The sequence below is a fragment of the Tabrizicola sp. genome (assembly GCF_016793705.1).
Classification (GTDB): Bacteria; Pseudomonadota; Alphaproteobacteria; order Rhodobacterales; family Rhodobacteraceae; genus Tabrizicola.
Window position 1 is genome coordinate 125,071 of record NZ_JAEULO010000039.1, and the last position, 15,924, is coordinate 140,994.

The 15,924-nt window shown below is 65.5% G+C and carries 15 protein-coding genes; 8 read left to right on the forward strand and 7 right to left on the reverse strand.

The features are described from left to right. The first annotated feature begins 6 nt into the window (after window positions 1–6). The 7 genes from JNJ68_RS09450 to JNJ68_RS09480 all read left to right on the forward strand — a co-directional run bounded on the left by JNJ68_RS09450 (window position 7) and on the right by JNJ68_RS09480 (window position 6,595). The gene (locus JNJ68_RS09450) at window positions 7–654 is read left to right on the forward strand and encodes a glutathione S-transferase family protein (protein ID WP_294981815.1); all 648 of its coding nucleotides are present in this window, start codon (window positions 7–9) and stop codon (window positions 652–654) included. A gap of 10 nt (window positions 655–664) precedes the next feature. Continuing rightward, complete coding sequence (locus JNJ68_RS09455) at window positions 665–1,876, forward strand: acetyl-CoA C-acetyltransferase (protein WP_294981817.1); 1,212 nt, start codon at window positions 665–667, stop codon at window positions 1,874–1,876. 156 nt (window positions 1,877–2,032) lie between these two features. Beyond that, window positions 2,033–2,461 (forward strand): hypothetical protein, encoded by a 429-nt coding sequence (locus JNJ68_RS09460; protein WP_294981818.1) that lies wholly within the window; start codon window positions 2,033–2,035, stop codon window positions 2,459–2,461. 48 nt (window positions 2,462–2,509) lie between these two features. After that, window positions 2,510–2,980: a cupin domain-containing protein gene (locus tag JNJ68_RS09465; protein WP_294981819.1), complete on the forward strand. Its 471-nt coding sequence runs from the start codon at window positions 2,510–2,512 to the stop codon at window positions 2,978–2,980. Next, entirely contained in the window at window positions 2,977–3,432 is a 456-nt protein-coding gene (locus JNJ68_RS09470) for a hypothetical protein (RefSeq protein ID WP_294981821.1), read from the forward strand. The genes JNJ68_RS09465 and JNJ68_RS09470 overlap by 4 nt, the downstream gene beginning before the upstream one ends. Continuing rightward, window positions 3,429–4,409, forward strand: a complete 981-nt coding sequence (locus tag JNJ68_RS09475; RefSeq protein WP_294981823.1) for a cupin domain-containing protein — start codon at window positions 3,429–3,431, stop codon at window positions 4,407–4,409. Before JNJ68_RS09470 ends, JNJ68_RS09475 begins: the two co-directional genes overlap by 4 nt. Beyond that, window positions 4,406–6,595: a 3-hydroxyacyl-CoA dehydrogenase NAD-binding domain-containing protein gene (locus tag JNJ68_RS09480; RefSeq protein ID WP_294981824.1), complete on the forward strand. Its 2,190-nt coding sequence runs from the start codon at window positions 4,406–4,408 to the stop codon at window positions 6,593–6,595. The genes JNJ68_RS09475 and JNJ68_RS09480 overlap by 4 nt, the downstream gene beginning before the upstream one ends. A 140-nt stretch (window positions 6,596–6,735) precedes the next feature. Here JNJ68_RS09480 and JNJ68_RS09485 read toward each other — a convergent pair whose 3' ends face one another. From JNJ68_RS09485 to trpS, 5 genes are all read right to left on the reverse strand, one after another. Then, entirely contained in the window at window positions 6,736–7,692 is a 957-nt protein-coding gene (locus JNJ68_RS09485) for a D-glycerate dehydrogenase (RefSeq protein WP_294981826.1), read from the reverse strand. Continuing rightward, complete coding sequence (locus JNJ68_RS09490) at window positions 7,692–8,027, reverse strand: tRNA-binding protein (RefSeq protein WP_294981827.1); 336 nt, start codon at window positions 8,025–8,027, stop codon at window positions 7,692–7,694. The genes JNJ68_RS09485 and JNJ68_RS09490 overlap by 1 nt, the downstream gene beginning before the upstream one ends. Further along, a complete protein-coding gene (gene proC, locus JNJ68_RS09495) occupies window positions 8,024–8,836 on the reverse strand; it encodes a pyrroline-5-carboxylate reductase (protein ID WP_294981829.1) in 813 nt (270 codons plus the stop codon). Before proC ends, JNJ68_RS09490 begins: the two co-directional genes overlap by 4 nt. A gap of 27 nt (window positions 8,837–8,863) precedes the next feature. Further along, a complete protein-coding gene (locus JNJ68_RS09500) occupies window positions 8,864–9,367 on the reverse strand; it encodes a YbjN domain-containing protein (protein WP_294981830.1) in 504 nt (167 codons plus the stop codon). Between the two features lie 416 nt (window positions 9,368–9,783). Beyond that, on the reverse strand, window positions 9,784–10,851 hold the full coding sequence (gene trpS / locus JNJ68_RS09505) for a tryptophan--tRNA ligase (RefSeq protein WP_294981832.1): 1,068 nt from the start codon (window positions 10,849–10,851) through the stop codon (window positions 9,784–9,786). An 80-nt stretch (window positions 10,852–10,931) separates the two neighbouring features. Here trpS and JNJ68_RS09510 point away from each other — a divergent pair, with 80 nt between their 5' ends. After that, window positions 10,932–11,621 carry a rhomboid family intramembrane serine protease gene (locus JNJ68_RS09510; protein WP_294981834.1) on the forward strand — a complete coding sequence of 230 codons (690 nt, stop codon included), beginning with the start codon at window positions 10,932–10,934 and terminating at the stop codon, window positions 11,619–11,621. Here JNJ68_RS09510 and murJ read toward each other — a convergent pair. Next, the gene (gene murJ, locus JNJ68_RS09515; protein WP_294981836.1) at window positions 11,612–13,156 is read right to left on the reverse strand and encodes a murein biosynthesis integral membrane protein MurJ; all 1,545 of its coding nucleotides are present in this window, start codon (window positions 13,154–13,156) and stop codon (window positions 11,612–11,614) included. The two genes, JNJ68_RS09510 and murJ, sit on opposite strands and share 10 nt — an antisense overlap. Next, entirely contained in the window at window positions 13,153–15,846 is a 2,694-nt protein-coding gene (locus tag JNJ68_RS09520) for a [protein-PII] uridylyltransferase (protein ID WP_294981923.1), read from the reverse strand. The genes murJ and JNJ68_RS09520 overlap by 4 nt, the downstream gene beginning before the upstream one ends. Between the last annotated feature and the right edge of the window lie 78 nt (window positions 15,847–15,924).

Here is a 15,924-nt window from a genome sequence, read left to right on the forward strand (position 1 = left end):
ATTGCTATGACTGTCGGGGAGGACGGCATGAAACTCTACTGTTTCGGTGAAAGCGGCAACGCCTACAAATGCGCGCTGGCGCTGGAGATGACGGGCGCCACCTGGGAGCCGGTCTTCGTGGACTTCTTCAAGGGCGAGGCGCGATCGCCTGAATTCCGCAAGATCAACGAGATGGGCGAAGTGCCCGTGCTGGTCGACCGGGACCTGACGCTGACCCAGTCGGGCGTTATCCTTGACCACATCGCGGCCTCGACCGGCAAGCTGGGGGGCACCTCCGACTTTGACCGGCAGGAAATCCTGCGCTGGCTGTTCTGGGACAACCACAAGCTTTCCACCATGATCGGCACCACGCGGTTCCTGATGAACTTCCTGCCCGCCGGCAAGCGCCCCGAAGGCGTGATCCCCTTCCTGCAAGGCCGCCTGAAGGCCGCCTACACCATCCTGAACGACCACCTCGCCAGCCGCGACTGGATCGTCGGCGAGGCGCCCACCATCGCCGATCTGTCGTGCTGCGGCTATCTCTACTACCCCGAGCCATACGGCTTTGACCGCAAGGACTGGCCAAATGTCGATGCCTGGCTTGACCGGATTGCAGGTCTGCCCGGCTGGAAACATCCCTATGATCTGATGCAGCGGGCCTTCCCCGCCACCTGAGGAGACGACAATGTCCGAAGCTTTCATCTATGACGCCGTCCGGTCCCCGCGCGGCAAGGGTCGCCCCGACGGGTCGCTGCACGAGCTGACCTCGGTCGCCTTGTCGGCCAAGGTGCTGAACGCGGTGAAGGAACGGAACGGGCTGGAAGGCCACGCGGTCGAGGACGTGATCTGGGGCAACGTCACCCAGGTGGGCGAGCAGGGCGGGTGCCTCGCGCGGTCGGCGGTTCTGGCCTCGGATCTTGACGAACGCATTCCGGGCCTTGCAATCAACCGTTTCTGCGCCAGCGGAATGGAGGCGGTCAATCTCGCCGCCAACCAGGTGAAGGGCGGCGCCGGGCAGGCCTATATCGCCGGCGGGGTGGAGATGATGGGCCGCGTTGCGATGGGGTCGGACGGCGCGGCGATTGCCGTGGACCCGACGCTCGCGATGAAGACCTATTTCGTGCCGCAGGGGATTTCGGCGGATATCATCGCCACCGAATACGGCTTTACCCGCGATCAGGCCGATGCTCTGGCGATGGAATCCCAGCGCCGGGCGGCGCAGGCCTGGAAAGAGGGCCGGTTCGCGAAATCGATCCTGACGATCACCGACCAGAACGGTCTTCCGATCCTCTCGACCGATGAATACATGCGCCCCGGTACCGACATGCAGGCGCTGGGTGCCCTGAAGCCCGCCTTCAAGGACATGGGCGAGTCGATGCCCGGCTTCGACAAGATCGCGATCATGAAATACCCGCATCTGGAACGTATCGAACATATCCACCACGCCGGGAACTCCTCGGGCATCGTGGACGGGGCGGCGGCGGTCCTGATCGGCAATGCCGAATTCGGCAAGGCCTATGGGCTGAAACCCCGCGCCCGCATCCGGGCGACCGCGAAGATCGGCACCGATCCGACGATCATGCTGACCGGCCCGGTTCCGGCGACGCAGAAGATCCTGCACGACAGCGGGCTGCAGATCGGCGACATCGACCTCTTCGAGGTGAACGAGGCCTTCGCCTCGGTCGTCCTGCGCTTTCAGCAGGCTTTCGATGTCGACCCGGCGCTAGTCAACGTCAACGGCGGTTCCATCGCCATGGGCCACCCCCTTGGCGCGACCGGAGCAATCATCATCGGCACGCTCCTGGACGAGCTGGAGCGACAGGACAAGGCGATGGGTCTGGCGACCCTTTGCATCGCGTCCGGCATGGGCGCTGCCACGATCATCGAGCGGGTCTGATGCCGGGACGCGACACATCGACTGCAATTCTCATCGGCACGGCGCGACGCCACGTCGATGTCGCCTGCGGAGCGGGAAATGTCGCAAACTTACGCCGTGCGAAGGGTGATTCTCCCAAGATGGACGGATATCCAAAACGTTTTGGGAACCCTTTTCATGCTGTATTCGCAGATCACGGCGCATTTGCAGACAAAGGGAGAGCTTCTGCTCTCCGGCCAGTTCGATCGGCTGATGGACTCCTATGTCTTCCCGCTGCCGATCTTCCTGCATACAAGCCGCTTGGTTGTCAGTGCGCCCGATCAGGCGTGTACTGTGTTCGAACACCTGCGCGAAGCGCTGGTCGGCCGCGGCGTGGTCGCGCTGCGCCCGAAGGTCTCGGCCATCGACCTGCCCCGCGCGGGGCGGTTCCGGGTCTGGGTCAACTGGCAGGAAATCGCCTTCCCGGTGGAAGCGACGCGCGTCTCGCAGGCCGTCTACTATTGCCGCGATACCGGCATCGGCCTTCAGACCGAGATGGTCAGCTATACCCGTCTGTCGATGCCCGAACTCGACCGCCAGTTCGCGGCGCTCGCCCTGTCCGCCTGACACGGGAAACCTCCCTGCCGGGCCTACGCCCAACCGGAGGAGGCCCCGATGCCCGTGATTGACCCTGCCAAGGTTCCGGTGAAGACCGGCTCGATCTATCCCGAGCCCTACGCCAGCATGATGCAGGGACGTTCGTCCCTTCGCCTGGGCGATGCGGGCGGGCTGACCCAGTTCGGCGCCAACCTTGTCAGCCTGGAGCCCGGCGCGCTGTCTTCCCTGCGGCACTGGCACCAGAACGAGGATGAGTTCGTGATGGTGACGGAAGGCGAATGCACGCTGGTGCAGGATGCGGGCGAAACTGTGATGCGTGCGGGCGACTGCGCGGCCTTTCCGGCGGGCAGCCCGGATGGACACCATTTCATCAACCGCACCGAAAAGGTGGCGAAGTTCCTTGTCGTCGGCACCAAGGCCCCACGCGAGGTGGCGACCTATTCCGATGTCGATCTCCGGGTTGAGATGGCAGCCGGGAAGGCCCGCTTCACCTACAAGGATGGCGCTGACTGGACGGGGCCGCGATGAATCCGCTGACGATCTATCAGGATGCGCTGAACGCCGTCTCAGAAGCCATCCTTGCGGGCGACTTCGACACCTATGCGGCGATGATCGACTTGCCCTATCTGATCCACACCGCCACCGCCGATCTGCTGGTTTCGACCGTCGCCGACCTGCGCCCCACCTTCGACGCCCTGTCACAGGGCCTGAAGGCGCGTGGTGTCACCCATTACGAACGTGTTTCCCGCGCCGCTGATTATGTGGCCCGCGACCGGATCGAGGGCTGGCACCACACCCATATGCTCGCCGGCGGAGCCCCCTTGGCCTGCGCGCACGTCTCGCGCCATACGCTTGTCCGCCGGGACGGGCACTGGCTGTTCTCGGAAGCGCACTATACCTTGACCGCCAAACGCTGGCCGCTGACCGAGGAACAGCTTTTCGCCCAGATCGACGCCGCGACTCATGCCGGGGCGTCATGATCGTCAATCCCGCCTCCGCGCCGACCAGCGGCGACAAGGGCCTGCATACACTGCACCTGTCGGTCGCGGGTGGGCTGACCCAGTTCGGCGCCTATGTCGACACGCTCGACCCCGGCGCCTGGTCCAGCCATCGGCATTGGCATTCGGCCGAGGACGAATTCATCTACCTCCTCTCCGGCACCGCCACCCTGCGCGATGACAACGGGATGACCGACCTCTTCCCCGGCGATGCGGTCTGCTGGCCGCATGGTCAGCCGAACGGCCACCACTTGACCAACCGGGGCGACGTGCCTGCCCGCTGGCTGATCGTCGGCTCGCGTGCCAAGGGGGACATCTGCACCTACCCGGATGACGGGTGGCGGCAGATCAACGGCGAGACCACGTGGAAGATCGTCGATGCCCAGGACAACCGGCTCAAGGGCGGCGACCTGCCCGAGGAGCTTCTGGGCCTGCGCGAGCCCTGGGGAAAGCCTTTCGACGGCAGGTCCCGCCCGAATGTGATCCGCGCCGGATCCGTCCCGGCCATCTACTGCGCCAACAACTACCCGGCCCAGTTCTCCAACCTCGGCGATGCGGAAGACATCGCGCTGTCCGATGCGGGCGGGCTGACCCAGTTCGGCGCCTTCGTGGAAATCCTGCATCCCGGTGGACAGACCAGCCTGCGGCACTGGCACGAGGAGGAGGATGAGTTCCTCTATGTCCTCGACGGCAGCGTGACGCTGCTGGAAAACGATGGTCCGAGGGTCATCGGCCCCGGCACCTGCGTCTGCTGGCCTGCCGGTCAGCCCAACGCCCATTGCCTGCGCAATGACGGCAGCGCGCCTGCCACGCTCTTCATCACCGGCACCCGCTTTGCCGAGGACGCCTGCCACTACCCCGACATCGACCTGCATTACTCGCGCCGGAACGGGTTCCGCACCTTCGCCATGAAGGACGGCACCCCCTATCCCGGCTGGCCCAAGGAGATCGCCCAATGACCGACTTCACCATGACCACCGATGCCGACGGCGTCGCCACCATCACCTGGGACGTGAAGTCCAAGTCGATGAACGTCATGTCGACCGAGGCCTTCGCGACGCTGAACGGGCTGATCGACACGGCGCTGACCGATGCAGGCGTGAAGGGCATCATAATCACGAGCGGAAAGAAGGATTTCGCCGGGGGCATGGACCTGAAGGTCATCGCGAAGATGCGGGCGGGTGGCGCGCAGGCGATCTTCGACGGCGTGATGCAGATGCACCATGTGCTGCGCAAGATCGAGCGCGCCGGGATGGACCCGAAGACCCTGAAAGGCGGCAAGCCCATCGTTGCGGCCCTGCCCGGCACCGCCCTTGGGATCGGGCTGGAGCTGCCGCTCTCCTGCCACCGCATCATTGCCGCCGACAACCCGAAGGCCAAGATCGGCCTGCCCGAGATCATGGTCGGCATCTTCCCCGGGGCGGGCGGCACCACGCGGCTGTCGCGCAAGCTCGGCGCGATGATGGCGGCGCCTTTCCTGCTGGAGGGCAAGCTCTCCTCGCCGAAGGAAGCCAAGGGTGCGGGGCTGATCGACGAGGTCGTGGCCCCGGAAGACCTGCTGAAGCGGGCGAAGGACTGGGTCCTGTCCGCGACCGAAGCCGATCTGGTGAAACCCTGGGACGCGAAGGGCTACAAGATGCCCGGCGGCGCGCCCTATTCCGCCCCCGGCTTCCCCATCTTCGTCGGCGCCTCTGCGATGGTGCATGGCAAGACGATGGGCGTCTATCCAGCGGCCAAGGCCCTGCTCGCCGCCGTCTACGAAGGCGCACTGGTGCCCTTCGAAACCGCGCTGAAGATCGAGGCCCGGCAGTTCACCTCAGTCCTGATGAATCCCTCCTCCTCGGCGATGATCCGCTCGCTCTTCATCAACAAGGAGGCACTGGAGAAGGGTGCGAACCGGCCCAAGGTCGAGGACATGGCCGTGAAGAAGCTGGGCGTCATCGGCGCGGGCATGATGGGGGCGGGGATCGCCTATGTCGCCGCCAATGCAGCGATCGAGGTTGTCCTGATCGACTCGACGCAGGACGCGGCGGATCGCGGGAAGGCCCATTCCGAGGCTCTGCTCGACAAGGGTATGAAGCGCGGCAAGGTGACGGCTGAGAAGAAGGCCGAAGTTCTGGGCCGGATCACCGCGACCACCGACTACGCTGCTTTGAAAGGCGTCGATCTGGTGGTCGAGGCCGTCTTCGAGGACCCCAAGGTCAAGGCCGACGTGACCCACAAGATCGAGGCCGTGGTGAGCGCGGGCTGCATCTACGCCACCAACACCTCCACCTTGCCGATCACCGGCCTCGCCGCGGCGTCGAAGCGGCCCGATGAGTTCATCGGCATCCACTTCTTCTCGCCCGTCGACAAGATGAACCTGGTCGAGATCATTCGCGGCAAGCAGACCGGCGACCGTGCCGTGGCCAAGGCCCTGGATTTCGTCCGCCAGATCCGCAAGACCCCGATCGTCGTCAACGACGCCCGCTTCTTCTACGCCAACCGCTGCATCATCCCCTATATCAACGAAGGCATCCGCATGGTCGCCGAAGGGGTGGAACCGGCGCTGGTGGAGAATGCCGCAAAGCTGGTGGGGATGCCGCTCGGGCCCCTGCAGCTGGTCGACGAGACCTCGATCGACCTGGGCGTCAAGATCGCCAAGGCCACCAAGGCCGCGATGGGCAAGGACTATCCGGACGAGGCGGTGGACCATGTGCTGTTCTGGATGGCCGACCAGGGCCGTCTCGGCAAGAAAGCCAACGCGGGCTTCTACGCCTATTCCGACAAGGGCGAACGCCTGGGCCTGTGGGAGGGGCTGGAGGCGAAGTATCCGCAGGACAAGATGCAGCCCTCGCTGACCGATGTGCAGCACCGGTTGCTCTTCGCCCAGGTGCTGGAGGCTGTGCGTGCGCTGGAAGAGGGCGTTCTCACCGACATCCGCGAGGGCGACGTGGGCGCGATCCTCGGCTGGGGCTTCGCGCCCTGGTCAGGCGGTCCGTTCTCGTGGCTCGATATCATCGGCGCGGGACGCGCGGTGGAAATCTGCCGCGGCCTGACCGCGCAGTTCGGGCCGAGGTTCCATGCGCCGACGCTGCTGCGCGAGATGGCCGAGAAGGGCGAAACCTTCTACGGTCGTTTCGGGGGCGAGAAGGCGGCGGCGTAGTCCGGTAGTCTGCCGTGTCGGAGGGCGGGCAAATTGCCCACCCTCCGAAAGGTTAACGGATTTCAGCCCATACGCGCGTATGTAGGGTTTCCATACCGTCTCCAGACGGATCGCAGACGCCACTTCCGACCCCGATCCGGCTATGGATTAACCAGGTTTGGCGGGGTCCGGCCCTCGGCCCAGGCGATCAGGTTTTCCACCGCCATCATCCCCATGTTCTCGCGCACCTCCAGGCAGGCGGTGCCCAGATGCGGCAGCAGGGTGACGTTTTCCATCGCCATCAGCGCCACCGGAACCTTCGGCTCGAATTCATAGACATCCAGCCCCGCCCCCGCGATCCGGCCCTGTTGCAGGGCGTCGATCAGCGCGGTCTCATCCACCACATCCCCGCGCGAGATGTTCACGAAGATGCCGGTTTTCCGCATCATTCCCAAGACTTTGGCGTCGATCAGGTGATATGTCTCGCGGCTCCCGGGCACTGCCACCACAACGAAATCCGAAGCCATAGCCTCGGCCATTTCCACCTGCCGCGCGGGCAGGCCGGGGTCCTCGACGCGCGAGCGGTTGTGGAACACCACCTCCATGTCGAAGCCGTAGTGGCAGCGCTTGGCAATCGCCTTGCCGATCCGCCCGAAGCCGATGATCCCAAGGCGTTTTCCGGTGACATGGGTGCCCAGCATCTGCACCGGCCCCCAGCCGTCCCAGCCGCCCGCGCGAAGAATCCGCTCCCCCTCGCCCAGCCGCCGCGCGGTCATCAGGATGAGGGAAACCGCAATGTCGGCGGTCGCATCCGTGACCGCGCCGGGGGTGTTCGTCACGGCGAGCCCCGCGGCCTTGGCGGCAACGGCGTCGATGTGGTTGTAGCCCACCCCGAAGTTTGCGAGGATCTTCGCACGAGGCGCCGAAACGTCAGCGAAAACATCGGCCTGGAAGCGGTCCCCCAAGGTCGGCAGCACCGCGTCGTAGTCGCGCAGCGCAGCGCGGAGTTCCTCGGGCGACAGCACCTCGGTCCGGTCCCGCAGGGTGACGTCAAAGCGGGCGCGGGCTGCGTCCAGCACACGGTCTGGCAGGCGGCGGGTGATCATAAGCCTTTGCATCAGAACAGCTTTCCTCCCTGCGGAACCTCATGCCCCGGCCCGATCAGCACGACCGCGCCGTCTTCGTCCGGGACGCCCAACACCAGCACCTCGGACTTTACCGGCCCGATCTGGCGCGGCGGGAAGTTCACCACCCCCAACACCTGCCGCCCGACCAGCTGCTCCAGCGTATAGTGCTTCGTGATCTGCGCCGAAGAGCGTTTCTCGCCGATCTCCGGCCCGAAATCGACCCAGAGCCTGTAGGCCGGTTTCCGCGCCTCGGGGAAGGGTTCGGCGCGGGTGATGCGGCCGACCCGGATGTCGACCTTCTCGAAATCGGCATAGGTGATGGTCATTTGCCAAGCTCCCGTCCTCGGTCTGCTGCGGCCTTTACCGCGCGGCGAAGCAAAGGCGGAAAGCCGACTTCCGGGTCCATCAGCACCCCCAGCGCCGCTGCCGTGGTGCCGCCGGGAGAGGTGACGTTGATGCGTAATTGTGCAGCGCTTTCAGGGCTTTGAAAGGCCAGCTCCCCTGCCCCGCAGACCGTGGCGCGGGCAAGTTTCATGGCGACATCTGCGGGCAGTCCCTCGGCCTCGCCCGCAGCGGCCATCGTCTCGATGAGGTGGAAGACATAGGCGGGGCCAGAGCCGGAGACGGCGGTCACGGCGTCAATCTGAGCTTCACCAGTCAGTTCTACGACCTGCCCGACAGCGGCCATCAGATCGCGGGCAAGCGCGAAATCAGCGTCGGACACATGAGCATTTCGGCAAATCGCGGTAATCCCCCGGTCGACCATCGCGGGTGTATTGGGCATGGTGCGAACGATTGGGGTCTGCGCGCCCAGCACCTCCTCGAAGGTGGAAATCTTCGTCCCGGCGGCGATGGAGACGAAGAGCGTCTGGCCGTTGCCCAAAGCCTGCAAGGCAGGCAGCGCCGCGCCCATCATCTGCGGCTTCACTGCCAGCAGGGCCACGGCAGGGGCAGGCGGAACCCCCTGATTCAGATGGACTCCGCTGCCCTTCAGCCAGTCGGTCGGATTGGGCTCGATCACCCAGACCGATGCCGCAGGCACCCCTGCCGCCAGCCAGCCGGTCAGCAAGGCCGTCCCCATCTTGCCGCAGCCAAGCAGCACCAGCCCATCCTGGGCCACGCGTTCCAATGTCATCGACACCCCCTTCAAACCGGGGGAAGGTTAGGCGCGCCCGTAGGCCTCGGCAATGGCGACTTTCATCGCTTCCGCCGGGGTCTGGTCGCCCCAGGACACCAGTTGGAAGGCCGGGTAGAAGCGTTCCGAGGCCATCACGGCGGCGGCGATAAGCCGGTCGATCTGCTCCGGTCCCGCCACCTGGCCGCCCGAGAGCACCAGCCCATAGCGCCAGACCATCAGCTTCTGCTCCGACCACCAGGTGAAGGCGCCGGACCAGACCATGTCGTTGCAGCGGTTGAGCACATCGTAGAGCGCGCCGATCTTCTCCTCCGGCGGCTCCATCTCGAAGGTGCAGATCAGGCGCAGGGTTTCGTCCTGTTCCGACCAGGCCAGCGTCAGCGAGTAGGTGCGCCACTGGCCTTCGACCGCCATTGCGATCTGGTCATCGGTAACGCGGTCGAATTCCCAGGCATGGTGCTCGGCCAGGGTCTCGACGATGTCGATGGGATGGAGGTCTTCCATCGCAGCGTAGTCTTCGGAAAGCGACATGCCCGGCCTCATCATGAAGCTTCTGGTGGGCCGAAACCCACTAGAAACTGGGTATCTGGCAAGGATCAGCGTTTGCCCGACGCGACCCTTACTAAATATGGTGTGGCCAAAGCGGAAGTCTGTAAAGCGATTTCTTCCGAAAATAGCTGTGGAAAAGCGATTTCTGCAGCCAGGAGAGTCTGGAGAGTCAAAGGCTTGGCATCTGGCGGGTGGAGAGCGGCGGCCCCTGCACGCGGAGGAAGAAAAAGGCCCCCGTGCGAGCCGCACGGGGGCGTGTCGGGAAGGTCCGGGCCTTCAGGGGCAGCGGGCCGGACCGGGCGATGGGGACAGATCGCATCTCCGGACAGCCCGGACGCTAGCCACCGGCTGAAACGGGAATGTGACAGGCCCGGCGCGGGTGCGTCGAAAGCTGTGGATTACTTTCGGCGCGAGCGGATCATGCCGGTGATGTCGTAGACCTGCTCCAGAATCGGCCGGGCAATGGCGTCGGCGCGGTCGGCCCCGTCGCCGAGGATGCGGTCGATCTCGGCGGGGTCGGCCATGAGGCGGTTCATCTCGCTGGTGATCGGCGACAGCTTCGCCACCGCAAGGTCGGCCAGCGCGGGCTTGAAGGTGCCGAACTGGGCACCCGCGAAGTCACGGATCACCTGGTCGACCGTATGGCCCGCAAGGGCCGCGTAGATATTCACCAGGTTCCGCGCCTCGGGGCGGTCCTTGAGGCCTTCGGCGGTGTCCGGCAACGGCGCGGGGTCGGTCTTCGCCTTGCGGATCTTGGCGGCGATGGTGTCGGCGTCGTCGGTCAGGTTGATCCGGCTTTGGTCCGAGGGGTCGGATTTCGACATCTTCTTGGTGCCGTCCCGCAGGCTCATCACCCGGGTCGCCGCGCCTTCGATCAGGGGCTCCACCACCGGGAAGAAATCCACCCCGTAGTCATTGTTGAACTTGATCGCGATGTCGCGGGTCAGCTCCAGGTGCTGTTTCTGGTCCTCGCCGACCGGGACCATGGTGGCGTGGTAGAGCAGGATGTCGGCGGCCATCAGCGAAGGGTAGGCGAACAGGCCAAGGCTCGCGGCCTCTGCGTTCTTGCCGGCGGTCTTGTCCTTCCACTGGGTCATCCGACCCATCCAGCCCATCCGCGCGACGCAGTTGAAGATCCAGCCCAGCTCGGCATGGGCACCGACTTGCGACTGGTTGAAAAGGATGGAACGTTTCGGGTCGATCCCCGCCGCGATGAAGGCAGCGGCGCCCTCGCGGGTCTGCTGGCGCAGCTTGGCGGGCTCTTGCCAGGTGGTGATCGCGTGCATGTCGACCATGCAGTAGATCGTCTCGATCCCCTCGTCCTGCTTTTCGACGAAGCGCTTCAGCGCGCCGAGGTAGTTGCCAAGCGTCAGCCCGCCCGAAGGCTGGATGCCCGAGAAGATGCGCGGCATGAAGGTTTTCGGCGTCTGGCCACCCTTCTGATCGGGCGAGACCGGGGAGGACATGAGGAGCGGCTCCGTCTGGATTAAGCTTGGAAACCCGCGTAATCGAAGGGGCAACAGGCGTCAATGATGCAGGACGAGGCATGGAACCCGATCACAGCGCACCCCCGTTGAACCCCTTGCCCTGGGTGGTCTGGCTGCTGGCCTTGCCGCTGATCGCGATGGAGGTGGTGCTGTCCCTCGGCGAGGCCGGGGTCGTCGGCGGGCCGCAGGCGATCGGCTGGCGCTTGCAGGCGGTGGAGCGGTTCGGCCTCTTTCCGGAGCTCTTGAAATACCAATGGGCGAACGGCGGCTACCCGCTGGAAGACCTGCACCGGCTGGTGAGCTATGTCGCGGTGCATGGCAGCTTCACCAATGCGCTGTTCGCCGTGGTCATGGTGCTGGCGCTTGGCAATATGGTGGCGGGCGTCTTCCGCTGGTGGGGCGTGCTGGTGGTGTTCCTCGGCTCGGTCGTCGTGGGCGGCGCGGTTTATGGGCTCTTGGTGCCGGGGCTAAGGACGCAGCTGATCGGGGCCTATCCCGGGGTCTACGGGCTGATCGGGGCCTTCACCTTCCTCATCTGGACCAAGCTGGCGCTGGTAGGCGCTAACCGGCTACGGGCGTTCACGCTTATCGGGATGCTTCTGGCGGTTCAGCTGGTGTTCGGGCTTCTGTTCGGCGGCGGCTGGGACTGGGTGGCCGAGGTGACGGGCTTCGCGACCGGGTTCCTCTTGTCCTTCGTGGTCAGCCCCGGCGGATTCAGCCGCGTGGTGCAGATGATCCGTCAGCGCTGACGGCTGAGCGCCTTCAGGTCCGACAGGCGAACGGCCTTTAGCAAGACCGCAGCAAGGGCGTAGCTGGCCATGCCGAGCGCGATGAGGAGCGCCAGGGCAAGGATGCGGTAGGCCTTCGCCTCCAGCATCGGCTGCAACAGCGCCCAGCCGCCCCAGAGCGCAGCGCCCATCAGGGCCGAGGCGGCGGCGATGCGCCAGAAGCGCGTGAGGAAGCGGGCGTCGAAGCGCGTTTCCTCGCCCAAGCGGCGGGCGCCCCACCAGAGCTGGCCGACCATGACCCAGGCGGAAAGCGTGGTGGCCCAGGCGGCGGCGGAGAAGCCGATGAAGGGCATCAGCCCGAAGGCGAGGGCCGCGTTCAGCACCATCGACCAGATTGCATAGCGGAACGGGCTGCGGGTGTCCTCGCGGGCGTAGAACAGCGGTTGCAGGGCCTTTTGAAGGACAAAGGCGGGAAGGCCGAGGCCGTAGATCGCCAGGGCCAGGGCGGTGGCGGCGGTGTCCTCGGCGTCGAAAAGCCCGCGCTGGTAAAGGACTTCAGTGATCGGCAGGGCGATGACCACCAGCGCCACGGCGGCGGGCAGGGTCAGGAGAAGGGCGAATTCCGTGCCCCGGTTGAAGGCCTCGCGCCCCCCGGCGTGATCCCCGGCGTGCAGGCGCCGGGAAAGCTCGGGCAGGAGAACGGTGCCGACGGCAATGGCAACGACGCCGAGAGGAAGCTGGTACAGCCGGTCGGCATAGACCAGCCAGGAAATCGCGCCCTCGGTCCCGGAGGCAACCTGCCGCGAGACGAGGAGGTTGATCTGCACCACGCCCCCCACCAGCAGGGCAGGCCCCATGTTGACCATCAGGCGCTTGAAATCCGGGGTCAGCTGCGGCCAGCGCAGGCGGGGGACAAAACCGATGCGGCGGGCGGCGTACATGGTCCAGAGCAGCTGCGCGATGCCGGTGACGGGGGTGGTCCAGGCCAGCGTCAACCCCATGTCCCAGCCCATCCGGTTGGCCAGCAGCATGGCAGCGATGAAGACGAGGTTCATCAGCACGGGCACGGCCCCGGCCTCGGCGAAATGGCCGTGGGCGTTCAGGATGCCGGAGAGGAGGGCGAAGAGCGAGATGAAGCCGATGTAGCAGAAGGTGATCCGTCCGAAGTCCACCGCCATGTCGAAGCGCCCGTCGCCGACGAAGCCCGCGGCCATCGCCCAGACCAGGAGCGGCATGGCAAGCGTGCCGATCAGGGTGAAGACGATCAGGAAGGCGGTCAGGCCAGAAAAGGCGTTCTGCGCGAAATCCTCGGCATCCTCGCCCGCTTCCAGCTTCTTGGCGTAAAGCGGCACGAAGGCCTGGTTGAAGGCCCCCTCGGCGAAGAAGCGGCGGAACATGTTCGGCAGGCTGAAGGCCACGTTGAACGCATCCGCCACCGGCCCCGCGCCCAGATAGGCGGCCATCATCAGCTCGCGCACCAGCCCGGCCCCGCGCGAGACCAGCGTCCAGCCGCCCAGCGCCACGATGCTGCGGATCATCCCGCGCGAACTGCTCATGCGCTCGCCCTTTCCGCCCCTTCCGCGATGGCCTGGCGCAGCTTCTTCTCCAAGGCCTCCTGCCGGTGCTTCTGGTGCAGTTTCAACCCGAACATATCCTTGACGTAGAAGGTGTCGACCACCTGCGCGCCATAGGTCGCGATCACGGCGCTGGCGATGTAGATGTTGTTCACCGCCAAGGTCCGGGTGAGGTCATACAGCAGGCCCGGCCGGTCGCGGGTATCGACCTCGATGATGGTGTAGATCTCGGAGCCTTCGTTGTCGAAGGTGATGTGGGTGGGAAAGCGGAATTCGCGTTCGCGTTTCTTGATCTTGTCGCGGTCCTTCAGCGCCTCGCGCGCCACCACCTCGCCCCTGAGAGTCTTGTCAATCATCTGACGCAGGCGCGGCAGTCGGGCGACCTCGTAGGGATGGCCCTCGATGTCCTGCACCCAGAAGACGGCGGTCGCGTAGCCGTCCTTCGAGGTATAGGTACGGGCGTCCACCACATTGGCGCCGACCAGCGCCAGGGCACCCGCAAGGCGGCTGAAGATGCCGGGATGGTCTGCCAGCGCGAAACAGGCGCGGGTGGCGTCGCGGTCGGCGTCGGGGTGCAGGTCGATGTGGATCTCGTCGTCGCCGAGGCCCTGGAGGAGACGCGCGAAGACCTCATGCGTGTCGGTCGACAAGCCCTGCCAGTAGGGCACGTAGTGGCGGGTCAGCTCATGCTCCAGCGCCGCCTCGTCCCAGCCCGCCAGCCGCTCGGCCAGGGCGCGGGTCGCTTCCTCTTGCCGGTTCTCGCGGTTGACGGTTTCCAGACCGCCCTCCAGCGCATCGGCGGTCTGCTTGTAGAGCTGGCGCAGCAGCATGGCCTTCCAGTTGTTCCAGGTGCCCGGCCCCACCCCCCGGATGTCACAGACCGTCAGCACTGTCAGCAGGTCCAGCCGCTTGCGCGTCCTCACCGCCTTGGCGAAATCGCGCACCGTGCGTGGATCGCCGATATCGCGCTTCTGCGCCATGTCGGACATCAGCAGGTGATAGCGCACCAGCCATTCCACCGTCTCGCATTCCTCGGAGTCCAGCCCCAGCCGCGGGCAGACCCGCCGAGCGATCTGCGCGCCGAGGATGGAATGGTCCTCGGGTCGGCCCTTGCCTATGTCGTGGAGGAGCAGCGCCACATAGAGCACCCGCCGGTTTATCCCCTCCTTCAGGATCGAGGAGGACAAGGGCAGGTCCTCGACCAGCTCGCCGCGCTCGATCTGGGCAAGGCAGGAGATGGTCTGGATGATGTGCTCATCCACCGTGTAGTGGTGGTAGACGTTGAACTGCATCATCGCGACAATCGGCTCGAACTCCGGGATGAAGGCAGACAGCACCCCCAACTCGTTCATCCGGCGCAAGGAGCGTTCGGGGTTCCCATGCTTGAGCAGCAGGTCGAGGAAGATGCGCTGCGCCTCGGGGTCCTCGCGCATGTCGTCGTCAATCAGGTCGAGATGCGAGGTCACGATCCGCATGACGTTCGGGTGCAAGAGGTATTTGGTCCGCAGCCCTTCCTCGAAGACGCGCAAGAGGTTCAGCTTGTCCTTCAGGAACTCTTGCGGGTCCTTCACGTCGATCCGGCCCTGCACCAGCTTGTAGCCGGGCTTGACCCGCTTGGTCAGCTTGAACAGGCCGAAAAGCGAAGCCTCGCGCTTGGCGTGGCGGGCTTCCAGCTCCGTCAGGAAGATGCGGGTCAGCTCGCCCACCCGGGTGGCCAGGCGGAAGTAGTCCTGCATGAAATGCTCGACCGCCCGGCGCCCGCCCGCATCGCGATAGCCCATCCGCGCCGCCACCTCGACCTGAAGGTCGAAGGTCAGCGTGTCGGTCGCTCGGCCGGTGATGTAGTGCAGGTGGCAGCGCACCGCCCAGAGGAAGTCCTCGGCCTCGGCAAAACCGTCGAATTCCTCGCGCGACAGAAGCCCCGCTCCGACCAGCCCCTCGGATGAAGGCACCCGGTGCAGATATTTCCCGATCCAGTACAGCGTCTGCAGGTCGCGAAGACCTCCCTTGCCCTCCTTCACGTTCGGCTCCAACACATAGCGCTGGCCGCCCTGCCGCTTGTGCCGCTCGGCCCGTTCGGCCAGCTTCGACTCGATGAACTCGGGGCCGGAATTCCGGAACAGCTCTCCCCAGAGCCTTGTGTCCAGCTCTTCGGCCAAGGGCGCATGGCCGCAGATGAAACGATGCTCCAGAAGCGCAGTGCGGATGGTGATGTCCTCGCGCCCGAGGCGGACGCAGTCCTTCACCGTGCGGCTGGAATGGCCGACCTTCAGCTTCAGGTCCCAGAGCATGTAGAGCATCGTCTCGATGACGCTCTCCGCCCAAGGCGTGATCTTCCACGGCGTCAGGAACAACAGATCGACATCCGACTGCGGCGCCATCTCGGCCCGGCCATAGCCGCCGACGCCGAGGACGGCGATGCGCTCGGCCTCGGTCGGGTTCGCCAGGGGATGCAGGCGCATGGCCGCAGCCAGCGTCACCTGCACCAGCACGTCGGTCAGGCCCGCCTGCGCCGAGATCAGCGCGCGGGACTGGCGGGGGGATCGCAGGAAGGCGGCCTCGAACGCGGCGGCGGCCTCGGTCTTGGCGGCTTGCAGGTCCTGCACCACCAAGGCGCGGGCCGCCTTCTGGTCTGCGGTATCGCGCAGGCTTGACAGCACCTTGGCCGTCAATTCCGCCGCATCCGGAAGCGGATAGCCGACAGGGGCCGCAACGGGAAGAGCTTCAGCCTCGACCGGCCCTGCCACGAT

Bases quoted from the DNA above. Each gene is read 5' to 3' on its own strand.
- JNJ68_RS09450 (WP_294981815.1), top strand. From the start codon at position 7: ATGACTGTCGGGGAGGACGGCATGAAACTCTACTGTTTCGGTGAAAGC.
- JNJ68_RS09455 (WP_294981817.1), top strand. From the start codon at position 665: ATGTCCGAAGCTTTCATCTATGACGCCGTCCGGTCCCCGCGCGGCAAG.
- JNJ68_RS09460 (WP_294981818.1), top strand. From the start codon at position 2,033: ATGCTGTATTCGCAGATCACGGCGCATTTGCAGACAAAGGGAGAGCTT.
- JNJ68_RS09465 (WP_294981819.1), top strand. From the start codon at position 2,510: ATGCCCGTGATTGACCCTGCCAAGGTTCCGGTGAAGACCGGCTCGATC.
- JNJ68_RS09470 (WP_294981821.1), top strand. From the start codon at position 2,977: ATGAATCCGCTGACGATCTATCAGGATGCGCTGAACGCCGTCTCAGAA.
- JNJ68_RS09475 (WP_294981823.1), top strand. From the start codon at position 3,429: ATGATCGTCAATCCCGCCTCCGCGCCGACCAGCGGCGACAAGGGCCTG.
- JNJ68_RS09480 (WP_294981824.1), top strand. From the start codon at position 4,406: ATGACCGACTTCACCATGACCACCGATGCCGACGGCGTCGCCACCATC.
- JNJ68_RS09485 (WP_294981826.1), bottom strand. From the start codon at position 7,692: ATGCAAAGGCTTATGATCACCCGCCGCCTGCCAGACCGTGTGCTGGAC.
- JNJ68_RS09490 (WP_294981827.1), bottom strand. From the start codon at position 8,027: ATGACCATCACCTATGCCGATTTCGAGAAGGTCGACATCCGGGTCGGC.
- proC (WP_294981829.1), bottom strand. From the start codon at position 8,836: ATGACATTGGAACGCGTGGCCCAGGATGGGCTGGTGCTGCTTGGCTGC.
- JNJ68_RS09500 (WP_294981830.1), bottom strand. From the start codon at position 9,367: ATGTCGCTTTCCGAAGACTACGCTGCGATGGAAGACCTCCATCCCATC.
- trpS (WP_294981832.1), bottom strand. From the start codon at position 10,851: ATGTCCTCCCCGGTCTCGCCCGATCAGAAGGGTGGCCAGACGCCGAAA.
- JNJ68_RS09510 (WP_294981834.1), top strand. From the start codon at position 10,932: ATGGAACCCGATCACAGCGCACCCCCGTTGAACCCCTTGCCCTGGGTG.
- murJ (WP_294981836.1), bottom strand. From the start codon at position 13,156: ATGAGCAGTTCGCGCGGGATGATCCGCAGCATCGTGGCGCTGGGCGGC.